The sequence below is a fragment of the Brevibacillus sp. WF146 genome (assembly GCF_001673705.2).
GTDB lineage: Bacteria > Bacillota > Bacilli > Brevibacillales > Brevibacillaceae > Brevibacillus > Brevibacillus thermoruber.
Genome location: NZ_CP109943.1, coordinates 3,708,849 through 3,728,075, shown reverse-complemented (window position 1 = coordinate 3,728,075; position 19,227 = coordinate 3,708,849). Strand labels below are relative to the sequence as shown.

Here is a 19,227-nt window from a genome sequence, read left to right as displayed (position 1 = left end):
AAACCGGCCCGGCATGTCCATTCGAAGGCCCGTTCGCAGCGGAATGGGCCTTCAGGGAAGGGCCTCTCCATCCGGAAATGGCAAACCCACCGGGATGTGGTCTTACCCCTGTCAAGTAGACAGACTTTAACAAGCCCTATAGTTTTAAACTGCCTGAGCTCGGTATTGTACCGGGCTCAGGTTGTTTAAACGGGACTGAAAACGTTTGTGATTGTAAAAACGAATGTAGCTACGAATGGCGTTTTGTACTTCTTCATCCGTTTGGAAGTTGTGCAAATACAGACACTCTGATTTCAGATGGCTGAAAAAACTCTCGATACAAGCGTTGTCCAGACAATTTCCTTTTCTGGACATACTCACTGTGATGTTATATTGTTGGAGTAGGTGATTATATTGTCGGGATGTGTATTGGAATCCTTGATCGCTATGCAACAGGACCCCACTCACATCTCCTTTTTTTATGGCTGCCTTTACTGTGTCTATCACTAGTTTCAGATCGTTCCTCTTACTCATTTTGTAGGCAACAACTTCGTTGTTGAATAAATCGTAAATCACGGATAGATACAGTCGGCGTCCATTGAAGATTACGTAAGTAATATCCGTTACCCATTTTTCGTTCGGACGTGAAGCAGTAAATTCACGGTTCAGTTTGTTTTCGGAAATCACGACCTTCTCTTTGCGGCCGAAATGTTTTCGCTTCTTCCGAATGCAAGCCTGGATGCCTAGTTCCCTCATGAGTCGATACACCCGCTTATGATTCACATGAATCCCATACTTTTGGCGAAGCCACACCTTTACTCGAAGATAACCGTATATTTTGTTTACCTCTTGATGACACTCCAAAATCTTTGCCTTCAAATCCTCATTCTCCACCATCTTGCGAGACAGATCCTGTTGCCGGGCTACCCACTTGTAATAACCACTTCGCGAAACACCTGCGAGGGAACACAGCAAAAGAATCGGATATCTTTCAGACAGTTCCTTTATGATGGCGTAGGCTTTGGTTTGTCCTCTTTGATTCTTCACCGCCTTTCGAGTCCAAGCCACTTTTTTAGATATTCATTCTCCGCTCGTAACCTCATATTTTCCTCTTCTAAGCTTAAGGGACGTTTCCTTGGTCTTCCTGTATACGGGCCTATGCTTTTACCGCGTTTTTCCTCAAGTCCGGAAAAACCCTCGTTTTGGTAATGCTTCACCCATCTCAGGACAATTTTGTGGCAAGTGAGCCCAAGTTCTTTTGCGATAGCTTTCGATCCCATTCCATCCTCTTCGTATAGTTGTATGGCTCTTAGTTTCACTTCCAGTGGGAATGTCTGCCTTACTTTCCCCATAAAGAAATCCCCTCCAAGTAAACTGTAAAGGGGCTTATCCTTTACTGTCTACTTAAAGGGGATAATATCAATGTTCCGGTGGGTTTGCCTGTGGTGCGCCCGGCCGCTTATTCCTTGGCCGTCTTCCAGTATTCGTATGCGTGGACGGCGTTCCCCTTGTACGACGGGTGCTCCGACAAAAGCCTGGGCAGCTTGGCGAGCTGCCGCATCATTTCCGCTTTCCCTTCCTCGAAAAAGGTAATGTGCTCTCCTTCTCCGCTTTCCTTCATTTCCACGGCGATGATCAGCTTCTTGTCCAACTCGTCGGCAAACATCATTTCGTCCTTGGCCACGGCGGCGATGCCTCCCGGTCCTTCGGCGTAGTCGCGAAAGGCCATCAGCGTCACGTGGTCCAGCCGGTCGATCACCCACTTGCTGAAAGAGGTTCCGGGTTCGTCCGGGACGTCAAACTGGTCCAGCCAGACGGCCAGGTCGCAGCTTGTCTCCAGGTTGCTCTCCCGTTTCGTCTCTTCCACGAACGCGTCGAGATTGCCCATCCACTGCCGCAGCACATCGTTCGTGTCCTGCCGCCAGACGGGCATGACGTAGGGCTCGATGTCCAGATGGATGCCGCGGAACTGCTGATTGGGGGCGACATTCCGATTGTAGTCTTTCACGTAGCGGACCAGCTTCAGCATCCGCTCCCGGTACTGCTCCAGGGCCCAGATCGGGTGTCCGCCCATCGCGTGTACTTCGATTCCGGCAGCCGTCGCCTTTTCCACAAAATCGGCGTACGCCTCGTAGGGCTGCTGCAGGTCCAGCCGCACGTACAGCAGATTGATCCCCTGCTCTTTGGCAAAGGCGAGAATCTCGTCCCCTTCGGTGATGGCGTGCTCGGCGTGCCACACGTACGTGCCGAGAACCGGCTTCGCCGTCGTGTCTGTAGGCTTCCGCAGGTTTTGCCAATGGCGGTAATCGTGAACCGCGACGCCGCCGAAAGACGAATGGCCACCCAGCCGCGACGTCACCTCGGCGAGCTGCGCGTCCATCGCTTCCGCTCCCTCCTCAAAAAACGAGGTGTGCGGATCGTGCGGCATCTCTTTTGTGTTGACCGCGATGATCACCTGTTTGCCGAGGGCGTCCGCCGCCTCCAGCTCGTCTTTGACCAACGCTTCGATGCCATTGGGGCCGTCCACCGTGTCGCGGTACGCCATCAGGGTGACGTGGTCAAACGTGTCGATCATCCATGTGCTGAACGGCGTACCGGCTTGTCCCGGCACAGGCGTATGATCAAACCAGACGGCCAGGTCGGTGCCCACTTCCAGACCGTCCTCCTCTCTGGCTGCGGCCACAAACGCCTCGATGTTGCCCATCCACTGTTTCAGCACGGCGGGCTGATCGTCGTACCACTCGTCAAGCAGGTACGGCTCGATGTCCAGGTGCACCCCCCGTATGCGTTCCTCCTGGTCCACCGAGCGGTTGTACCGTTTTACCCAGTCCACGAGGCCGAGCATTCGCTCCCGGTCGACGGCAAGGGCCCAGCGCGGATGGCCGCCCAAGGCGTGCACGTCGATGCCGGCCAATCGGGCCTCCCGGATGAACGGACGGTAGTAGTCAAAGGGCTTTTCCCTGTCGATGCGCAGATAGATCAGATTGATCCCTTGGCTTTTGGCAAAGTCGAGAATCTCGTGGCGTTGGGTGTCGATCAGCTCTGCCTGCCAGATCCAGGTTGCTTTTTTCCCCTTGTCGGGCGACGAAAAGCCGACCAGCAAACCGGCAGCCAGACAGAGCAGCAGGTAGAGAAAACGGGCTGGTTGCATGGCATGATCCTCCGTCGGGAAAGTTGGCGCGAACGGGCCGCTTGTCAAGCGGGAGAACCGCTTTCGCTCGGGGGGGCATTTACACTTTTCCCATCTTATTACAAGAGGAAAACCATCCACAAGTGAACATTAGCCTACTTTCGGGTATGAAAAAACGGACATAGAAAACGGGCTGCCCCGAAAGGCAGCCTTTTGGCAGGGAGCGTTCCCCGCGTCCGATTCGTTTACAGCCGGGCCATGCCCATGGCCTTTTCCACTTTGTACAGCATCTGGTTGGCGGCACGGTTCGCCTTCTCGGCGCCGGCGGTGAGAATGTCGTCCAGATCCGGCGAGTTGATCAACTGATGGTAGCGTTCCTGGATCGGTCTCAGCGTCTCGATGACCACTTCGGCCAGATCGGTTTTAAAGGCGCCGTAGCCTTTGCCTGCGTACATCTCTTCCAGCTCCTCCAGGGATTTGCCGGAGCAGAGGGAGTAGATGGTCAGCAGGTTGGAGATGGCCGGCTTGTTCTCCTTGTCGTAGCGGACGGCGTTGTCGGAGTCGGTCTGCGCCCGCTTGATTTTTTTCGCGATCGTGTCCGGGTCGTCCAGCATGGAGATGTAGGCGCCCTGGTTGGGATCGGACTTGCTCATTTTCTTGGTACCGTCCTGCAGCGACATGATCCGCGCGCCCACTTCCGCCACGCGGATTTCCGGGATGGTGAAAATCTCGCCGTAGCGGTTGTTGAAGCGGATGGCCAGGTCGCGGGTCAGCTCCAGGTGCTGTTTCTGGTCCTCGCCGACCGGGACGTAGTGCGTGCCGTACAGGAGAATGTCGGCCGCCATCAGCGGCGGATAGGCCAGGAGACCTCCCGGGATGGACTCGCCGCGCCCTTGGGATTTGTCCTTGTACTGGGTCATCCGCTCCAGTTCGCCCACGTAGGAGGTGCAGAGCATGATCCAGCCGAGCTTGGCGTGGGCCGGCACTTCCGACTGGATAAACAGGGTCACTTTCTCGGGATCCAGGCCGACAGCCAGATAGAGGGCGGCCAGGCGGCGGATGTTCTCGCGGAGCGCGGCCGGGTCCTGCGGAACGGTGATGGCATGCTGGTCGACGATACAGAAGTAGCAGTTGAATTCATCCTGCAGCGGGACGAAGTGCTTCATCGCGCCCAGGTAGTTGCCCAGGGTGAGGATGCCGCTGGGCTGAATGCCGGAAAAAATGGTTTTCATGGGTTGGTTCGCTCCTTTCCAAAATTGACGGTGAAGATGAAGATCAATAAAAAAGGTCCATCCGCCCACAACAGGGACGGATGAACCGCGGTGCCACCCTTCTTATTTCAATCCACGGCTGTGTGCCCGTGGTTGAAATCGCTTTGTTCCGTACGGTGATACGGTGTCCGTTGTAACGTGCGGACGCTCACGCCGAAGCCTACTGCCGCCGGGCGGGTTCGGTTCGGAGCTCGGAAGCCCATTCAACATCCAGTTGACGCTGATTCGCACCAGCCATCAGCTCTCTTGAGTCTCCTGTGATGCCTACTCTTCTTCCTCATCGCCATGTACATCCTCTTTGAGCAAACATTTTACCGATTGCCCGGCAAAAAATCAAGGGAGATTCCCACTGGATCGGCCAAAGGGCGGTTCGGTCGGCAGGGCAATGATCGCGGGCCGCGTTTCCTCGCCGGGCCAAATTTGCTAAGGTAAAAGAGTGGGCAAGACAGACTGCGCGAAAGAGGGACGTGTGTTGAAACTCAGACTCGGCGTATTGGGCGCGGACGATTCGCTGGAGATTATCCGATCCGTCGTCCAGGAATTTGGAGAGATTGAATGCCTGCCGATCGTGTACTGGTCGGAGGAGGAGATTTTTGACTTGCTGGAGCCTCACATCGGGGAGGCGGACATGTGGCTGTTTTCCGGCCAGGTGCCGTACGCGATGGTGAAGGAATGGGGCAGGATTCACGCGCCGATGGCCTACGTGCCGCATATCGGCGCCAGCCTGTACCGGACGCTGCTGTACCTCTCGCACGAGGCGGGGATGCGCGTCAACGAGCTCAGCTTTGACACGTTTTCACCCGAGGAGCTCGCCCGTTTCCTGGAGGAAGCGGGCATCGTCCACACGCATCTTTGGCTGAAGCACTACGACGGGGCGATTCATTTCCGCGAACTGGCCGACTACCACGAGCGGCTGTGGCGCGACGGCAGGACGAAGGGAGCCGTCACCTGTCTGCGGACGGCCCAACTGGAGCTGCGGCGGCGCGGTGTCCCCGTCTACCGGGTGCTGCCCACGCGGACGGGCGTCCACTCGGTGATCAGCATGCTTCTGCGCACCCGCGAAATGCTCCAGTTCAAAGACACCCAGATCACCGTGCAGATGATGGAGATCGATTCGTTCCAGGGACTTGCAAGCGGCGCGTTTTCCACCGACGAGCTGCACAATCTGGAGATCAAGACCACGGAGAAGCTGCTCCGCTACGCCAAACAACTGCAGGGATCGCTGAAGACGGCCGGTCCGGGCCGCTACGTCATCTTTACCACCCGCGGCATGCTGCGCGATGTCACGGCCAATTACACGTCCGTCCCCAATCTGGAGGAGCTGTTCGGCATTCGCGGCGAGCTGGTGACGTGCGGGATCGGCGTCGGCAAAACGGCCTACGAGGCGGAAATTCACGCCGGCACGGCGCTGCTGCACGCCAAAGAGCGCGGCCCCGGCACCTGGATGGTCTATTTTGACGACAAACGCATCGTCGGTCCGCTGGGACGGCAGGAGCAGATCACGTACAGCGCCGCCTCCGGCCAGCTCCAGGAAATCAGTCGGCAGACCTCGCTCAGTGTGCAGACGTTGAGCAAGCTGCACTCCATCCTGAAAAAGCGGGGATCGTCGGAGATCAGCGCCCATGAGCTGGCGATGTACCTGCAGATCATGCCGCGCAGCGCCCGCCGCATCCTGATGGAGCTGGAGGCGAAGGGCTTCGCCCAGGTGATCGGCGAAGAGAGTCCGCATCCGCGCGGCCGGCCGCGAAAAGTGTACCGGATTCACCTGTAAGACAGAGGGGGGGGGCGAAGCGGGCTGCAGCGGCCCGAACTCCCACGCAAAGACTCTTTGCCTGCAACAAGCAAAGAGTCTTTCGTTTGTTTGTTCTTTTCAAAATTACGCGACTATTATAGAATTATGGACATATCCGTAAATCAACCGTTAATCGTTGATTCCATATTGAGGAGGTAGCAGCGAATGATTCATGCGGAACGGCTGTGGGATCGGTTGATGCGGCTCAGCGCCGTCGGCAGGCAGGAATCCGGCGGGGTCACCCGGCTTTCCTTCACGCCGGAAGAGCGGGCCGCCAAGGATCTGGTTCGCGGCTTCATGGAGGAAGCGGGCCTCAGCGTGCGGGAGGATGAAGCGGGCAACCTGATCGGGCGGAAAGAAGGACGCAACCCGCAGGCGCCGGTGGTGCTGGTCGGTTCCCATCTCGACTCCGTCTTCAACGGCGGCAACTTCGACGGTCCGCTCGGCGTGCTGGCGGGCGTGGAAGTGCTGCAGACCATGAACGAACAGGGCGTTACGACGGAACATCCGATCGAGGTGATTGCGTTCACCGACGAGGAAGGGGCCCGTTTCAGCTACGGGATGATCGGCAGCCGCGCCATCGCCGGTCTGCTGAAACGAGAGGAGCTGGAGCACCGGGACAAGGACGGTATCTCCATCGCCGAGGCGATGCGCGCAAGCGGCCTCGACCCCGACGCCGTCGGCAGGGCCGCCCGCCCCAAAGGGAGCGTGAAGGCGTACGTGGAGCTGCACATCGAGCAGGGAAAGGTGCTGGAAAGCCGGGGCCTGTCCGTCGGCGTGGTCAGCGGGGTGGCCGGACCGCTCTGGCTGAAGTTCGTGCTGGAAGGTGAAGCGGGCCACGCCGGCGCCACGCCGATGGCGCTGCGCCGCGATCCGCTGGCAGCGGCGGCCGAGATCATGCTGGTGATCGAGCGCGAAGTACGCCAAACCGGCACCGCGGTTGGCACCGTGGGGCAGGTGACGGTGTCGCCCGGCGGCGTAAACATCATCCCCGGCCGGGTGGAGTTTTCGCTCGACCTGCGCGACGTGGACAAAGCGGTGCGCGACCGCGTGGAGCAGGAGATCGTCCGGCAGGCGGAAGCGATCTGCCGCGAACGGGGCGTGCGGCTCGGCGTGGAGCTGCTGCAGCGCATTCCGCCCGTCGTCTGTTCGGCGGAAATACAGGCGGCCGCCCTGGCAGCCTGCGAAGCGCTGGGGCTGGAGACCATCACCCTGCCGAGCGGCGCCGGACACGACTGCATGCAGTTGACGGAGCTGTGCCCGGTCGGGATGATTTTCGTCCGTTCCCGGGACGGCATCAGCCACAATCCGGCGGAATACACCAGCAAAGAGGACTGCGCGGACGGCGCCAACGTGCTGTACCGAACCGTACTGTCCCTGGCCGAATCGGCTTAATTGTTGAAAAATACAGAATGCGGGACCCCTGGACCGGCGCAAGCTCCGCCGTTTGCAGGGAGGCCGCACATCACAAGGAGGCATGAAAGATGACGACGACAGCGACGCTGAACGAAGCGGTGGAACAGATCAAGGAGCAGGTGATTGCGTGGAGGCGCCATCTGCACCAGCATCCGGAGCTGTCCTTCCACGAGGAACAGACTGCCCAGTTCGTCTACGATACACTCCTTTCGTTCGGCAGCCTGGAGGTGCACCGGCCGACCAAGACCAGCGTCATGGCCCGGCTGATCGGCTCCCAGCCGGGGCGTGTCCTGGCGATGCGGGCGGACATGGACGCCCTGCCGATTACCGAGGAGAACACGTTTGATTTTGCCTCGAAAAATCCAGGCGTGATGCACGCCTGCGGACACGACGGCCACACGGCGATGCTGCTCGGGACGGCCAAGATTCTCTCGGGGATGAAAGACCGGATCAAAGGCGAGGTGCGCTTCCTGTTCCAGCACGCGGAGGAACTGTACCCCGGCGGAGCGGAAGAGATGGTGCAGGCGGGCGTGATGGACGGCGTCGACGTGGTGATCGGCACGCACTTGTGGTCGCCGCTGGAGTACGGCAAGGTCGGCATTTGCTCCGGGCCGATGATGGCTGCTCCGGACACGTTCTGGATCACGGTCCTGGGCAAAGGCGGCCACGCCGCCCTGCCGCACCAGACCGTCGACAGCATCGCCATCGCCGCCCAGGTGGTGACCAACCTGCAGCACATCGTCTCCCGCAACACCGATCCGCTGGACAACCTGGTCGTTTCCGTCACCCAGTTTGTCGGCGGCACGACGCACAACGTGATTCCGGGATCGGTCAGCATCTGCGGCACGGTGCGCAGCTTTGACCAACAACTGCGCGAGAGGGTTCCGGCCCTGATGGAGCGGGTGGTCAAAGGGATTACGGAAGCGCACGGCGCCGCGTATGAGTTCAAGTACGAGTTCGGCTACCGGCCGGTCATCAACGACGCCGAAGTGACCAGGCTGATGGAGGAAGTGGTGGTGGAGACGCTGGGGCCCGAATGGGTGGACCACATCAAGCCGAACATGGGCGGCGAGGACTTCTCCGCCTTCCAGCAAAAAGCGCCGGGCTGCTTCTTCTACGTGGGCGCCGGCAACAAGGAGAAAGGCATCGTCTACCCGCACCACCATCCGCGCTTTACCGTGGACGAAGATGCGCTGCAGGTGGGCGTGAAGTTGTTCGTCAACGCCGCCCGCAAAATCGTGATGTGACCGTCCCCCGGCGATGTCTGCCCGCCGCCCCACGCAGGCGCGGCAGCATCTCTTGACGGGAACAAACCAATCGCGGTCGGACACAGACCGGATCGAACAGGTTCGTACAGAAAAAGAAGGGAGGGTTCCCATGAAGGCGATTCATCTCTTGGCGCTGCTGCCGTTCATCGGCATCCTCGCCTGCATCCCGCTGGTTAACAGCGTCACCCCATACGTGTTCGGCCTGCCGTTTCTCCTCTTTTGGATCGTCATGTGGGTCGTCCTCACATCGGTGATCATGGCAGTCGTGTACAAACTGGACCCGGCGAACAAGGAGGAGGATGCAAAATGAACGCCGCGTTGCTGATCATTTTCGGATTTCTGGCGCTCTCCCTCTACCTCGGCATCCGGGCGCGCAAAGGCAAGGACATGAATCTCGAGCAGTGGACGGTGGGGGGACGCGGCTTCGGCACCATTTTCGTCTTTCTCCTGATGGCGGGGGAAATCTACACCACGTTTACGTTCCTCGGCGGCAGCGGATGGGCCTACAGCAAGGGCGGCCCGACGTTCTACATCATCGCGTACGGCGCGCTGGCCTACGTTCTTTCGTACTGGCTGCTCCCCGCCATCTGGCGCTATGCCAAGGAGCACAAGCTGGTCTCCCAGTCTGACTTTTTCGTCAGCAAGTACAACAGCCCGTATCTGGGCATCCTGGTTTCACTCGTCGGCGTGGCGGCGCTGATTCCCTATCTGGTGCTGCAGCTCCAGGGCCTGGGGATCATCGTGTCGGAAGCGTCGTACGGCAGCATCTCCCGCCAGGCGGCCATCTGGATCGGGACCATCGCCGTCACCGTCTACGTCATGGTCTCGGGCATTCACGGCTCCGCCTGGACGGCGATGCTCAAGGACATCATGATTCTGTTTGTCGTCGTCTTTCTCGGCCTCTACCTGCCGTACCACTACTATGGCGGCATCCAGCCGATGTTTGAAGCGGTGGAAGCGGCGAAGCCCGGATTTCTCGCTCTGCCGGAGAGCGGCATGAGCCCCTCCTGGTTCATCTCCACGGTGCTCTTGACAGTGCTGGGCTTCTACATGTGGCCGCACACGTTCGGCTCCGCCTACTCGGCGGAAAACGAGCGGGTGTTCCGAAAAAACGCCATGATCATGCCGCTGTACTCGCTGGTGCTGCTGTTTGTGTTCTTTGTGGGCTTCGCCGCCATTCTGCAGGTGCCCGGCCTGAAGGGAGCGGACGGCGACCTGTCGCTCCTGCGCCTGTCCATCCAGACGTTTGACCCGTGGTTTGTCGGCGTGATCGGGGCGGCGGGCCTGCTGACCGCCATCGTGCCGGGGTCGATGATCCTGATGGCCGCCGCCACGCTGCTGGCGAAAAACGTGTACAAGGTGTTCGCCCCGCAGGCGAGCGACGCGCAGATTTCCAAACTGGCCAAATACCTGGTGCCGGTGGTGGCGCTCATCTCCCTTTACTTTACGTTTGCGGGCGGCAGTGCGATTGTCGCGCTGCTCTTGATGGGGTACAGCCTGGTGACGCAGTTGTTTCCGGCTCTCTTGTTCAGTCTGATGAAGCGCAATGTGGTGACCAAGCACGGAGCAGCGGCCGGCATTGTCGCCGGGGTGGCCACGGTGGCCTACATCACGCTGAGCAAGACCACGGTCGGCAGCCTGTTCCCCTTTTTGCCGCAGGCGATTCAGGATCTGAACGTCGGCATCGTCGCGCTGATCGTCAACGTCGTGGTGATGATGGCCGTCAGCCTGGTGATGCGGAACAGGACCGCGGTCCGCGACAAAAACGCGCACGCCGCGTGACAACATCAAACAGATTGGAAAGAGAAGGAAGATACAATGGGGCTGTTGAAGAGATGGTCAACAGCCCGTTTTTTCTGCAGGAAAAAAAGCCGGCGAGGCGCAGCGGAACCAGGCCGTTCCAACCGCATCCCGGCAGACCGACAACCGCACCGGGCACGCACGGCAAACGGCCCGTCAGGTGATGCGAAACAATTTGTGACAGATGGTGGTTTTGCGCTTCTCGTCCTGCATCCGGGCGATTTGCGCCTTCGTTTCCAGGATGTCGCGCATTGCCTTGGTCAGGCGGCGGTCCCGCTCCTTCAGGCTGCTGCGGATGTAGGCCTCCTGCTTCTCCAGCCGTTCCAGCAGGGCCATCTGCGCGTCCTCCTGCCGCTGCACGTGCCGGGCCAGCATGTGAATCTGCTCCTCCAGCCGTTCGAACGGGGCGGGAGAGCGGGGGACGAGCGGAGCGGCCGCTTCTGTTCGTGCCGGGACCGACGCGGGAGCGGGAGCGGTTCTCGTCACCACCTTGCGGGCCGCTTCCTCCAGCGGAACCAACTGCTCTTTGGTCATTTGGTAAAACGAACGCAGGGCCGCCACATCCGCCTGCCAGTATTCCCGGCGGTTTTGGCTGTCCCGCAAAAACCAGTATCCGTGCTGTTCCAACAGCATGCTCCACTTGCGCAGTGTACTGGCGCCAATCCCGAGCGTCGCGGCCACTTCCCGGCCGGAGTAGGTTTTTTCCCTGGCGACCAGTTCAATCACGTTTCCCATACCGATCCCTCCCGTCTTGTCCATGTGGCGGTGGCCCACCAGCCAGTTCGCCATGCCGGCTCTGGCTGAAGCGATTCCTTATTCTGTAAAAGCCTTTCTGTGTGGGCGGGAAAACTCCTGTTGCCAACCGTGCGACAAATTCCTGCACTGTTCGGCCTGGTGGATTTTGCGACGGTTGCTCCCACCCAGATGCTAATCACGCAGTACTTCCGCGGACACTCTGTCGGTCAGATCCTCGGCTGGCTGTTCTTCAGCCATCAGGTCGGATCGGCTCTGGGGGCGTATGTACCGGGCCTCTTGCATCATCACACGGGCGGATATGCCTTGTCGTTTGTCGCCTCCATCGTTTTGCTGGTCGCGGCATCCGCTGTCAATCTGATACTGCCCGAGCCGGATCGGGATGTGAAAGAAAACGTGTGCGCCGAAATCAAAGCCTCCGGATGACGGGAAAGCGATTTGACATGAATTTCATTCCCTTCTATGATCAGAGGGAAAGCACGATCATTGTAGAGGGAAGGAAGGGAGATCACATGTTGGAAGTCCGGTATCACGGCCATTCCTGCGTACAGTTGACGAGCGGGGAGCATTCGATCATCGTGGACCCGTTCATCTCCGGCAACCCGCTGGCGGCGACCAAGCTGTCCGACATCCGCGTGCAGTACATCCTGCTGACGCACGGCCACCAGGATCACATTCTCGACGCCGTGGAACTGGCCAAGCAGAACGATGCGACCATTATCGCCACGTTTGAACTGGCCAACTACCTGGCCTGGCAGGGAGCGAAGACGACAGCGCTCAACCTGGGCGGGTCGGCAGCGTTTCCGTTTGGCCGTGTGAAAATGACGCAGGCGTTCCACAGCTCCGGCATGGTGTACGACGAGGAGAAGCGGATCGTCTACCTGGGCATGCCCGGCGGGTTCATCGTGAACATGGGCGGCAAGACCGTGTATCACGCCGGAGATACCGGCCTGTTCGGCGACATGAAGCTGCTCGGGGAGCGCCACGACATCGATGTTGCCTTCCTGCCGATCGGGGATGTCTTCACGATGGGACCGGAAGACGCGGAAACGGCCGCCGAGTGGCTCAAGGCCAAGTTTGTCGTGCCGATTCACTACAACACGTTCCCGCCGATCCAACAGGACGGAGAGGCGTTCGCTGCCCGTCTGAAGGAGAAACGGATCGATGGACAAGCGCTGAAGCCGGGAGAAGTCATTCGTCTGTAAAAGGTTTGCGAAAAAACAAGAAGCGTGCAGTGCGAACTGTATGGGCAGTCAAACAGGCAGACACAGCCGTTCCTCCCTTTCAAACCGGGAGGGCGGCTTTTTGTTTGCCGGGGAGACGTTCCTTTACTCCGTACCTATCTGAATGATATAATGATGATATCACTTTAAAATGATTATAAAGAAGGAAGGGACGTGCGGAAATGACGGAAAAACAGACGTGGGCGCTGAATGGATTTTTCGGTTTGCTGCTGGTTGCGGTGCTTTTTGGATTGGGACTGTATTTCCTCAGCGAGGGCAGTTTGATCGGCATCCTCTTTCTGCTGCTTTTCGCTGCGGGAATCACGGGGTTCTTCATCGTTCATCCCAATGAAGCAAAGGTGCTGATCTTCTTCGGCCAATACCTGGGCAGCGTACGCAGGAGCGGCTTCTGGTGGGGAACGCCGTTTACGATCCGAAAAAAGGTGTCGCTGCGCGTTCGCAATTTCAACAGCGCAAAGCTGAAGGTCAACGATGTGGAAGGAAATCCGATTGAGATCGCGGCTGTCGTCGTGTTTCGCGTGGTCGATTCCGCCAAAGCCTTGTTTGACGTAGACAATTACGAGAAGTTTGTGGAAATTCAAAGCGAAACGGCACTCAGACACATTGCCAGCAAATATCCCTACGATACATTCGAAGACATGAATGCCAGCTCGCTGCGCGGCAATGCGGATGAAGTCGCTTCGGAGCTGGCCCGTGAACTGCAGCAGCGGCTGCTTGTTGCCGGCGTCGAGGTGTTGGAGGCGCGCCTGACACATCTGGCCTATGCGACGGAGATTGCGGGAGCGATGCTGCAGCGCCAGCAGGCGGCCGCGATCATTGCCGCCCGGAAGAAGATCGTGGAAGGAGCTGTCGGCATGGTTCAGATGGCCGTCAACAAGCTGAAAGAAGACGGCGTGATCGAGCTGGACGACGAGCGAAAGGCGGCCATGGTCAACAACCTGATGGTGGCCATTGTATCCGAACGGGAAGCTCATCCGGTTATCAATACGGGCTCGATCTATTAAGAGCAGATGCTGGTACAGGGATATGGCCAAAAAGAAGCAGTTTCCCTTGCGAATTGACATGAATTTGTACGAGGTGCTGGAACGGTGGGCGGCCGATGAATTCCGAAGCGTCAATGCCCACATTGAATTCCTGCTTCGGGAATCCGCCAGACGAGCCGGCCGCCTGCCGGCTGGCGGCAAGGAAAAGAAAAATCCGGATGAGAACGAACAGGAACATGACTGATGCCCCTGCGCACACAATCGCAGCGGGTTCGCCGGCACCGCTCCGGGGCCAAAAGGAGCGGAAGAAAGAACAAGCCGTGTTTCCCATGGGGAGCACGGCTTGTTTTTTTCCGCGACCGCGTGTTCCGTCACAACCCCTGAACCAGTCTCGCCGCCCGCTTTGCCGCCTCTCTCTTTACGTCTTCCCAGGAGAGGGTCAGCAGTTCACGCCGGCGCATCAGCATGCGGCCGTTGACGAACACGGTGTCGACGTCCCCTCCCTCGGCGCTGTAGGCGATCAGCGAGGCGATGTTGTGGACGGGCTGCAGGTGGGGCTTGTCGAGGTCGATCAGAATGAGGTCCGCCTTTTTGCCCGCTTCCAGCGTCCCCACCTCGTGGTCGATGCCCAGCAGTTTGGAGCTTTCGATCGTCGCCATGCGCAGCGCCTGCTCCGCCGGCAGTCGGGTCGGGTCGCCGTGATCCAGCTTCTGCAGCCAGGTGGCCGCCTTGATTTCCGCAAACATGTCCAGCGTGGTGGCGCTGCCGGCGCCGTCCGTGCCCAGGCCGACGGTGACGCCCTGCGCGAGCATCTCCGCCACCGGCGCGATGCCGCAGCCCAGCTTCAGGTTGCTGACGGGATTGTGGGCGACACCGCCGCGCATCCCGCGCAGGAAGCCGATGTCCCGGCGCGTCAGGTGAACGGCGTGGGCCAAGAGGACGTGATGGTGTTCGAACAGGCCGAGCTGGTACAGGTATTCGGTCGGGGTCTGTCCGTACTTGTCGCGGATTTTGACCGTCTCCTCGACGGTTTCGGCCAGGTGGATGTGGATGGGAACGCGCCGCTCCCGGGCCAGCGCGATCACCTCCCGCAGCGGCTCGGGCGGGCAGGTATAGGGGGCGTGCGGGCCAAACATCGTGGTGATGCGCCCGCCGCCCGCGCCTGACCACTTTTCCACCAGGTCGATCCCTTCCTGCATTCGCCTGCCGCCGTCATCCTGGAGAAAGACCAGCCCCCGGGTGAGCGAGGCCCGCATCCCGCTGTCCAGCACCGCCTGTCCCACCGCGTCCATGCAGACGTACATGTCGGCAAACGCGGTCGTGCCGGAGCGGATCATTTCCGCTGCGGCGAGCAGCGTGCCCCAGTAGATGTCCTCTTCGGTCATCCGCGCTTCGGCGGGGAGCATCTTTTTCTCCAGCCAGTCCATCAGCTTCAGGTCGTCGGAAAAGCCGCGCAGCAGGGACATGGCGGCGTGGTTGTGGGCGTTGATCAGGCCGGGCATCGCCGCCATCCCCCTGGCGTCGATCACCTCGTCCGCCTCCCGCTCAATGACGGGGGCGACGCCGGCGATCCGCTCGCCCTCGATCAGAATGTCCCCCGCAAACGGCTGATCGCCCTCCCGCATCGTCAGGATTGTGCACCCTTTGAGCAATGTCGTGTTCATCTGGATTCTCCTCCGCTATGATGGTGATGATGGTGTCGCTTCCAGCGTAAAGGCTGCCGCTGCGGAAAGGTCAAGAGGCGGGAAACCCCCTCGTCTGATATCCCTTTCGTTACTGTTCCGAAAATTTTCATGGAGGGTTGTCTATGTCTGATGCACCCTGCTCAAAATACGGATACACGGAATGATTTCCCAAGGTTTTGCAAACATGTTCGATGCGAATACGCGAGATAGGCATTCAGTGCTGGGGATGGTATAAAAGCATATGTGGTGAAGCGTTTGCTTGCAGCGGATATGCTCACACTGGAGGCAGGATTGGAAATGATGCAACGCATAGGGGACTTGAGGAACGGTAGATTCACGGAATCACGGGCCATATATACGTTTATCCTGAACATATTTTTTACACTATTAGCTCATTTGACGGATTTCAATTGTAACAGGTTGTCGAGAATTTCTCGACAACCATGATTTTTGTAACGAGTTTTAGTGATAGTTTCAATATTAGGTTTATTTTAATTTGAATGAAAGAATATAGATAATCATAAAAATAACGAGACTCACGATGGAAACTATTCTTCGTTTATTAAATTCCTTCTCATTTTTCTCTACAATCCATTTAATTGCTTCTAAAAAATTGTATATAGCAAGAATGAATAGGATAATCAGTATTCCTAAGTAATAAAATTCCACATTAATACCTCCCTTAGTGTTTTGAAAAATATAACACAAGCCAAAATCCCCCATCAAGGGATTTTGGCTTACCTTAATTAGTAACTAAAAGTTATGCCATAATCAATAAGGTCACTTACTGAATTTGGTTCTATAGATAAACCTGCTGGATAAATTCCAAAAGATACAGAACCAGATGGACTTTCCCTAATTTACTTGACACGAAGTTAAGACCAATCTGTTATGAATGTTGTTTTTCATATTCCACTGGGCTCATATAACCCAATGCGGAATGCATTCTTTTCGTATTATAAAACATTTCGATGTACTCAAAGACTGCATTTCGTGCTTCCTTTTCATTGGTGAACTTTCTTGTTTCCGGCATCAGTTCGCGTTTTAACGTTTTGTAAAAGCTCTCCATCACGGCATTGTCATATGGATCTCCCAAGCGGGACATGCTGAGGATGGCTCCATGTGCTGCCAAGGTGCTTTGGTAACGTCGGCTTGTATATTGCGAACCTCGATCCGTATGTACAATCAGTCCTGCTGACGGGCGTTCCCTTCCAACGGCTTGCAAAAAGGCGTCTATCACCAACTGTTCGGTCATTCGGGTGTTCATTGCCCAACCGACAACTTTCCTTGGAAATACATCAAGATAAGTGGCCAGATAGAGAAATCCGAAGGGGAAGGTAAGTGATATCTCCAACCCAGAGCGTGTTTTTCGTTTGGGCTTCAAACGCACGTTTCACTAAATTGTCCATGATTCCCGATCCTTTTGGTTTTCGTCCGATCCGACTTCGTTTTCGATAAGAAACGGCAGCCAGTCCCATCCGCTGCATAAGGCGAGCGACACGGTTCTTGCTGGTAAACAAGCCGCGTTTGCACAACGCTAAAGCGATCCGGGGACTGCCATATCGACCCTTGAATTCTTTGTACACTTGCAAAATGGCTTCCTCGAGAATTTCCTGGTCGATGGTTCGTTGACTTTTTCTGCGTTTCTTCCAGTCATAATACCCTTGGGGGCTGATTCCAAGCACTTTACACATGAGCCGGACGGGATAGATTTTTACGTGGCTTTGAATAAACCGATACTTGGCTACTCGGGCTCCTTCAAGAATGCCTGAAACTTTTTTAAAATCTCATTCTCCCTTTCGAGTTCTTCCAAGCGCTTTTGTAGCCGTCTGATTTCGAGATCCTTGTTGGCGATTGGCTTCCCGTTACCTGTAAATGCTTCATCACCGTGTGTTTGATATTCATACACCCATCGGCTCAGCATCGTAGGAAGAATGCCTAAAGCCTTCGCAACATGGGAGACCTTCTTTCCTTCATCCATGATCTGCATCACGGCAACTATCTTGAAGGCTTTGTCATACTTTTTACGCACCATAGAAAAACAACCCCTTTACACAAAGTTATCCTTAGTCTTAACTCCGTGTAAAGAGGATTGATGAAAGTCCAACCGTATTGGAATTTTACGTTTGTGGTACCACTTTCAGAACTAACTACATAAACATATTGAGCGATGTAGCCTTTATGAGCGTTGTTACTCGGCATTGCTACTAGGTCAATTTCATTACCTACACCTACACCTGGATCCCATTTTACAGGGGTGGTAGATTTCGAGCAAGACCAAGGCGCAGTAGGATTATTATCTGGTCTATAACAATATTGGGTTTCGTGTTGCTGTACTTTTCCGTTATTCATTGGTAGATACCATTTAGTTGTCACTGGGTAACCGATGCTAAGTCCATCTGTGAGTTCCCACGCAGGGCTTTTAGACCAATCATAACTCATCCGGTACATCGAGTTCCACATCGTTAATCACAACCGTATCATGATCAACCCAATGGATCTCCGCAGTATGCTGCTTATATTGAAAATAAATATGTTTTGTTTTATTATGCTCCTTGTTGAAAATCAATTCCCCTACAACGGAATCAGACGTCGTCGCCCCCATATCGGACAAGTATCCACGTATGGTATACGTGCCGTCAGGGGATACCTGTTCCGCAAGCACAGTTCCTTTCGGCAGGTGTTCCATGTCAAAGAAAGCCCAATGGATGCCGTATCCGATCAGGTTTAGTATAAACAAACCGATAACCGATAAGAAGATTCCTACCTTTCTTTTCACTTTTTTGATCTCATGTGCAGCATCATCATCCATGCCATGCAAAGGCTTTTCCTCCTCTCCAAACACAGTTTCATTATACCAAAATATACCAAGAAAGACCCAGCTTGATCAAAGATGTGTAATCCTGCCTAAACGGTGGTGTTTGGGACCAGAAAAGACGCCAGACATTTTTTTGCTGCCGCTGTAATATTGTTTAATAACTGGTGATTGACGTTAGAAATAAAATTTCATAAAATAAAGGGAAGATTTGGTAGAAAGTGGTGTCGGGATGCTGAGCGGAGGTCTTGTCAGTCTGCAAGCGATATTGGAAGAGTTGAAGCCGTCCGAGCGCAAGGTGGCCGATTTCATTCTGGCCCATCCGCAGGAAGTGGTCAAGCTGTCGGTCCAGAAGTTGGCGGAGTTGAGCGGCGTCTCGGAAGCGACGATTATCCGCCTGGCGCGGACGCTGAACATGAAGGGGTACCAGGAGTTGAAGCTGAGGATCGCCGGGGATCTGAACAAGCAGTCGGTGTCGGGCAGCTACCAGGAGATCATGATGGAGGGCAGTGTGGACTCGATCATGCAGGCGATCAGTTGGAACAACATCCAATCAATCAAGGACACGCTCTCCGTTCTCTCCAGCGAAGAGGTGGCACGGGCGGCCGAGGCGCTGTCCCGGGCCCGCAAGATCGACGTGTACGGCGTAGGCGCCTCCGCCGTGATCGCGGAGGACATCAAGCAAAAGTTTTCCCGCATCAACCTCTGGTGTGAAGCGTATTCCGACTTTCACGCCCAGCTCACGTCGGCCGTTAACCTGACGGAGCAGGACGTGGCGATTGGCATCTCCTACTCGGGGCAGACGGAAGACATCATCCAGTCGCTGACGGAGGCGAAACAGCAGGGGGCCGCCATCATCACCCTGACCAAGTTCGGGCCGTCTCCCGTTGCCGATCTGGCCGACATCCGGCTGTTTACCAGTTCGGTCGAAAAAAGCATCCGCAGCGGCGCGATGGCGTCCCGGATCGCCCAGTTGAACGTCATCGACATTTTGTTTATCGCCATGGTCTCCAGAAGGCAGCAGGAAGTGATCCCGCTGCTGGAAAAAACGCGCCTGGCCGTGAGCCGGACCAAGCGGTCGTAGAGGGGGA

General features: G+C 56.6%; 19 protein-coding genes, 1 pseudogene and 1 other annotated feature. Of the genes and pseudogenes, 10 read left to right on the top strand and 10 right to left on the bottom strand.

The window, feature by feature from the left end:
• Positions 1-144: 144 nt before the first annotated feature.
• The 4 genes from A6764_RS18415 to trpS form a co-directional block, all read right to left on the bottom strand.
• The gene (locus tag A6764_RS18415; RefSeq protein ID WP_264622264.1) at positions 145-1,026 is read right to left on the bottom strand and encodes an IS3 family transposase; all 882 of its coding nucleotides are present in this window, start codon (positions 1,024-1,026) and stop codon (positions 145-147) included.
• Positions 1,023-1,331 carry a transposase gene (locus A6764_RS18410; protein ID WP_065068439.1) on the bottom strand — a complete coding sequence of 103 codons (309 nt, stop codon included), beginning with the start codon at positions 1,329-1,331 and terminating at the stop codon, positions 1,023-1,025. Before A6764_RS18410 ends, A6764_RS18415 begins: the two co-directional genes overlap by 4 nt.
• A 107-nt stretch (positions 1,332-1,438) precedes the next feature.
• On the bottom strand, positions 1,439-3,130 hold the full coding sequence (locus A6764_RS18405) for a hypothetical protein (protein ID WP_065067929.1): 1,692 nt from the start codon (positions 3,128-3,130) through the stop codon (positions 1,439-1,441).
• 224 nt (positions 3,131-3,354) lie between these two features.
• Positions 3,355-4,341 carry a tryptophan--tRNA ligase gene (gene trpS / locus A6764_RS18400; protein WP_029097793.1) on the bottom strand — a complete coding sequence of 329 codons (987 nt, stop codon included), beginning with the start codon at positions 4,339-4,341 and terminating at the stop codon, positions 3,355-3,357.
• Positions 4,342-4,410: 69 nt separating this feature from the next.
• Positions 4,411-4,670, bottom strand: a binding site (T-box leader).
• 182 nt (positions 4,671-4,852) lie between these two features.
• Here trpS and A6764_RS18395 point away from each other — a divergent pair.
• The 5 genes from A6764_RS18395 to A6764_RS18375 all read left to right on the top strand — a co-directional run bounded on the left by A6764_RS18395 (position 4,853) and on the right by A6764_RS18375 (position 10,638).
• Positions 4,853-6,151, top strand: a complete 1,299-nt coding sequence (locus tag A6764_RS18395) for a helix-turn-helix domain-containing protein (protein WP_065067930.1) — start codon at positions 4,853-4,855, stop codon at positions 6,149-6,151.
• A 186-nt stretch (positions 6,152-6,337) separates the two neighbouring features.
• Positions 6,338-7,567, top strand: coding sequence for a Zn-dependent hydrolase (locus A6764_RS18390; protein ID WP_044898321.1), 1,230 nt, complete (start codon positions 6,338-6,340; stop codon positions 7,565-7,567).
• 89 nt (positions 7,568-7,656) lie between these two features.
• A complete protein-coding gene (locus tag A6764_RS18385; protein WP_065067931.1) occupies positions 7,657-8,835 on the top strand; it encodes a M20 family metallopeptidase in 1,179 nt (392 codons plus the stop codon).
• Positions 8,836-8,965: 130 nt separating this feature from the next.
• Positions 8,966-9,166, top strand: a complete 201-nt coding sequence (locus tag A6764_RS18380; protein ID WP_035300684.1) for a DUF3311 domain-containing protein — start codon at positions 8,966-8,968, stop codon at positions 9,164-9,166.
• On the top strand, positions 9,163-10,638 hold the full coding sequence (locus tag A6764_RS18375; protein WP_065067932.1) for a sodium:solute symporter family protein: 1,476 nt from the start codon (positions 9,163-9,165) through the stop codon (positions 10,636-10,638). The genes A6764_RS18380 and A6764_RS18375 overlap by 4 nt, the downstream gene beginning before the upstream one ends.
• A gap of 174 nt (positions 10,639-10,812) precedes the next feature.
• Here A6764_RS18375 and A6764_RS18370 read toward each other — a convergent pair whose 3' ends face one another.
• Positions 10,813-11,391 (bottom strand): substrate-binding domain-containing protein, encoded by a 579-nt coding sequence (locus A6764_RS18370; protein WP_065067933.1) that lies wholly within the window; start codon positions 11,389-11,391, stop codon positions 10,813-10,815.
• 147 nt (positions 11,392-11,538) lie between these two features.
• Between A6764_RS18370 and A6764_RS18365 the strand changes: the two are divergent.
• From A6764_RS18365 to A6764_RS18350, 4 genes and pseudogenes are all read left to right on the top strand, one after another.
• Positions 11,539-11,835 (top strand): annotated as a pseudogene (locus tag A6764_RS18365) (MFS transporter); the annotation flags it as partial.
• Positions 11,836-11,921: 86 nt separating this feature from the next.
• Positions 11,922-12,614, top strand: a complete 693-nt coding sequence (locus tag A6764_RS18360; protein WP_065067934.1) for a metal-dependent hydrolase — start codon at positions 11,922-11,924, stop codon at positions 12,612-12,614.
• A gap of 200 nt (positions 12,615-12,814) precedes the next feature.
• A complete protein-coding gene (locus A6764_RS18355) occupies positions 12,815-13,657 on the top strand; it encodes an SPFH domain-containing protein (RefSeq protein ID WP_029097785.1) in 843 nt (280 codons plus the stop codon).
• A 22-nt stretch (positions 13,658-13,679) separates the two neighbouring features.
• The gene (locus tag A6764_RS18350) at positions 13,680-13,880 is read left to right on the top strand and encodes a type II toxin-antitoxin system antitoxin (protein ID WP_065067935.1); all 201 of its coding nucleotides are present in this window, start codon (positions 13,680-13,682) and stop codon (positions 13,878-13,880) included.
• A gap of 127 nt (positions 13,881-14,007) precedes the next feature.
• Here the strand turns inward: A6764_RS18350 and A6764_RS18345 are convergent, their stop codons facing one another.
• From A6764_RS18345 to A6764_RS18330, 5 genes are all read right to left on the bottom strand, one after another.
• Positions 14,008-15,300, bottom strand: a complete 1,293-nt coding sequence (locus A6764_RS18345; protein WP_065067936.1) for an amidohydrolase — start codon at positions 15,298-15,300, stop codon at positions 14,008-14,010.
• 910 nt (positions 15,301-16,210) lie between these two features.
• The gene (locus A6764_RS18340; protein ID WP_264622320.1) at positions 16,211-16,705 is read right to left on the bottom strand and encodes an IS3 family transposase; all 495 of its coding nucleotides are present in this window, start codon (positions 16,703-16,705) and stop codon (positions 16,211-16,213) included.
• Positions 16,620-17,015 (bottom strand): IS3 family transposase, encoded by a 396-nt coding sequence (locus A6764_RS22465; protein ID WP_413541959.1) that lies wholly within the window; start codon positions 17,013-17,015, stop codon positions 16,620-16,622. Before A6764_RS22465 ends, A6764_RS18340 begins: the two co-directional genes overlap by 86 nt.
• Positions 17,016-17,065: 50 nt before the next feature.
• Positions 17,066-17,356 carry a transposase gene (locus tag A6764_RS18335; RefSeq protein WP_264622319.1) on the bottom strand — a complete coding sequence of 97 codons (291 nt, stop codon included), beginning with the start codon at positions 17,354-17,356 and terminating at the stop codon, positions 17,066-17,068.
• A gap of 396 nt (positions 17,357-17,752) precedes the next feature.
• Positions 17,753-18,133, bottom strand: a complete 381-nt coding sequence (locus A6764_RS18330) for a DUF5412 family protein (protein WP_065067941.1) — start codon at positions 18,131-18,133, stop codon at positions 17,753-17,755.
• 235 nt (positions 18,134-18,368) lie between these two features.
• Here A6764_RS18330 and A6764_RS18325 point away from each other — a divergent pair, with 235 nt between their 5' ends.
• Positions 18,369-19,220 carry a MurR/RpiR family transcriptional regulator gene (locus A6764_RS18325; RefSeq protein ID WP_065067937.1) on the top strand — a complete coding sequence of 284 codons (852 nt, stop codon included), beginning with the start codon at positions 18,369-18,371 and terminating at the stop codon, positions 19,218-19,220.
• The last annotated feature ends 7 nt before the right edge of the window (positions 19,221-19,227 follow it).

Bases quoted from the DNA above. Each gene is read 5' to 3' on its own strand.
- A6764_RS18385 (WP_065067931.1), top strand. From the start codon at position 7,657: ATGACGACGACAGCGACGCTGAACGAAGCGGTGGAACAGATCAAGGAG.
- A6764_RS18355 (WP_029097785.1), top strand. From the start codon at position 12,815: ATGACGGAAAAACAGACGTGGGCGCTGAATGGATTTTTCGGTTTGCTG.
- trpS (WP_029097793.1), bottom strand. From the start codon at position 4,341: ATGAAAACCATTTTTTCCGGCATTCAGCCCAGCGGCATCCTCACCCTG.
- A6764_RS22465 (WP_413541959.1), bottom strand. From the start codon at position 17,015: ATGTGTAAAGTGCTTGGAATCAGCCCCCAAGGGTATTATGACTGGAAG.
- A6764_RS18360 (WP_065067934.1), top strand. From the start codon at position 11,922: ATGTTGGAAGTCCGGTATCACGGCCATTCCTGCGTACAGTTGACGAGC.
- A6764_RS18380 (WP_035300684.1), top strand. From the start codon at position 8,966: ATGAAGGCGATTCATCTCTTGGCGCTGCTGCCGTTCATCGGCATCCTC.
- A6764_RS18410 (WP_065068439.1), bottom strand. From the start codon at position 1,331: ATGGGGAAAGTAAGGCAGACATTCCCACTGGAAGTGAAACTAAGAGCC.
- A6764_RS18390 (WP_044898321.1), top strand. From the start codon at position 6,338: ATGATTCATGCGGAACGGCTGTGGGATCGGTTGATGCGGCTCAGCGCC.
- A6764_RS18335 (WP_264622319.1), bottom strand. From the start codon at position 17,356: ATGGTGCGTAAAAAGTATGACAAAGCCTTCAAGATAGTTGCCGTGATG.
- A6764_RS18375 (WP_065067932.1), top strand. From the start codon at position 9,163: ATGAACGCCGCGTTGCTGATCATTTTCGGATTTCTGGCGCTCTCCCTC.
- A6764_RS18325 (WP_065067937.1), top strand. From the start codon at position 18,369: ATGCTGAGCGGAGGTCTTGTCAGTCTGCAAGCGATATTGGAAGAGTTG.
- A6764_RS18370 (WP_065067933.1), bottom strand. From the start codon at position 11,391: ATGGGAAACGTGATTGAACTGGTCGCCAGGGAAAAAACCTACTCCGGC.
- A6764_RS18330 (WP_065067941.1), bottom strand. From the start codon at position 18,133: ATGGATGATGATGCTGCACATGAGATCAAAAAAGTGAAAAGAAAGGTA.
- A6764_RS18345 (WP_065067936.1), bottom strand. From the start codon at position 15,300: ATGAACACGACATTGCTCAAAGGGTGCACAATCCTGACGATGCGGGAG.
- A6764_RS18405 (WP_065067929.1), bottom strand. From the start codon at position 3,130: ATGCAACCAGCCCGTTTTCTCTACCTGCTGCTCTGTCTGGCTGCCGGT.
- A6764_RS18350 (WP_065067935.1), top strand. From the start codon at position 13,680: ATGGCCAAAAAGAAGCAGTTTCCCTTGCGAATTGACATGAATTTGTAC.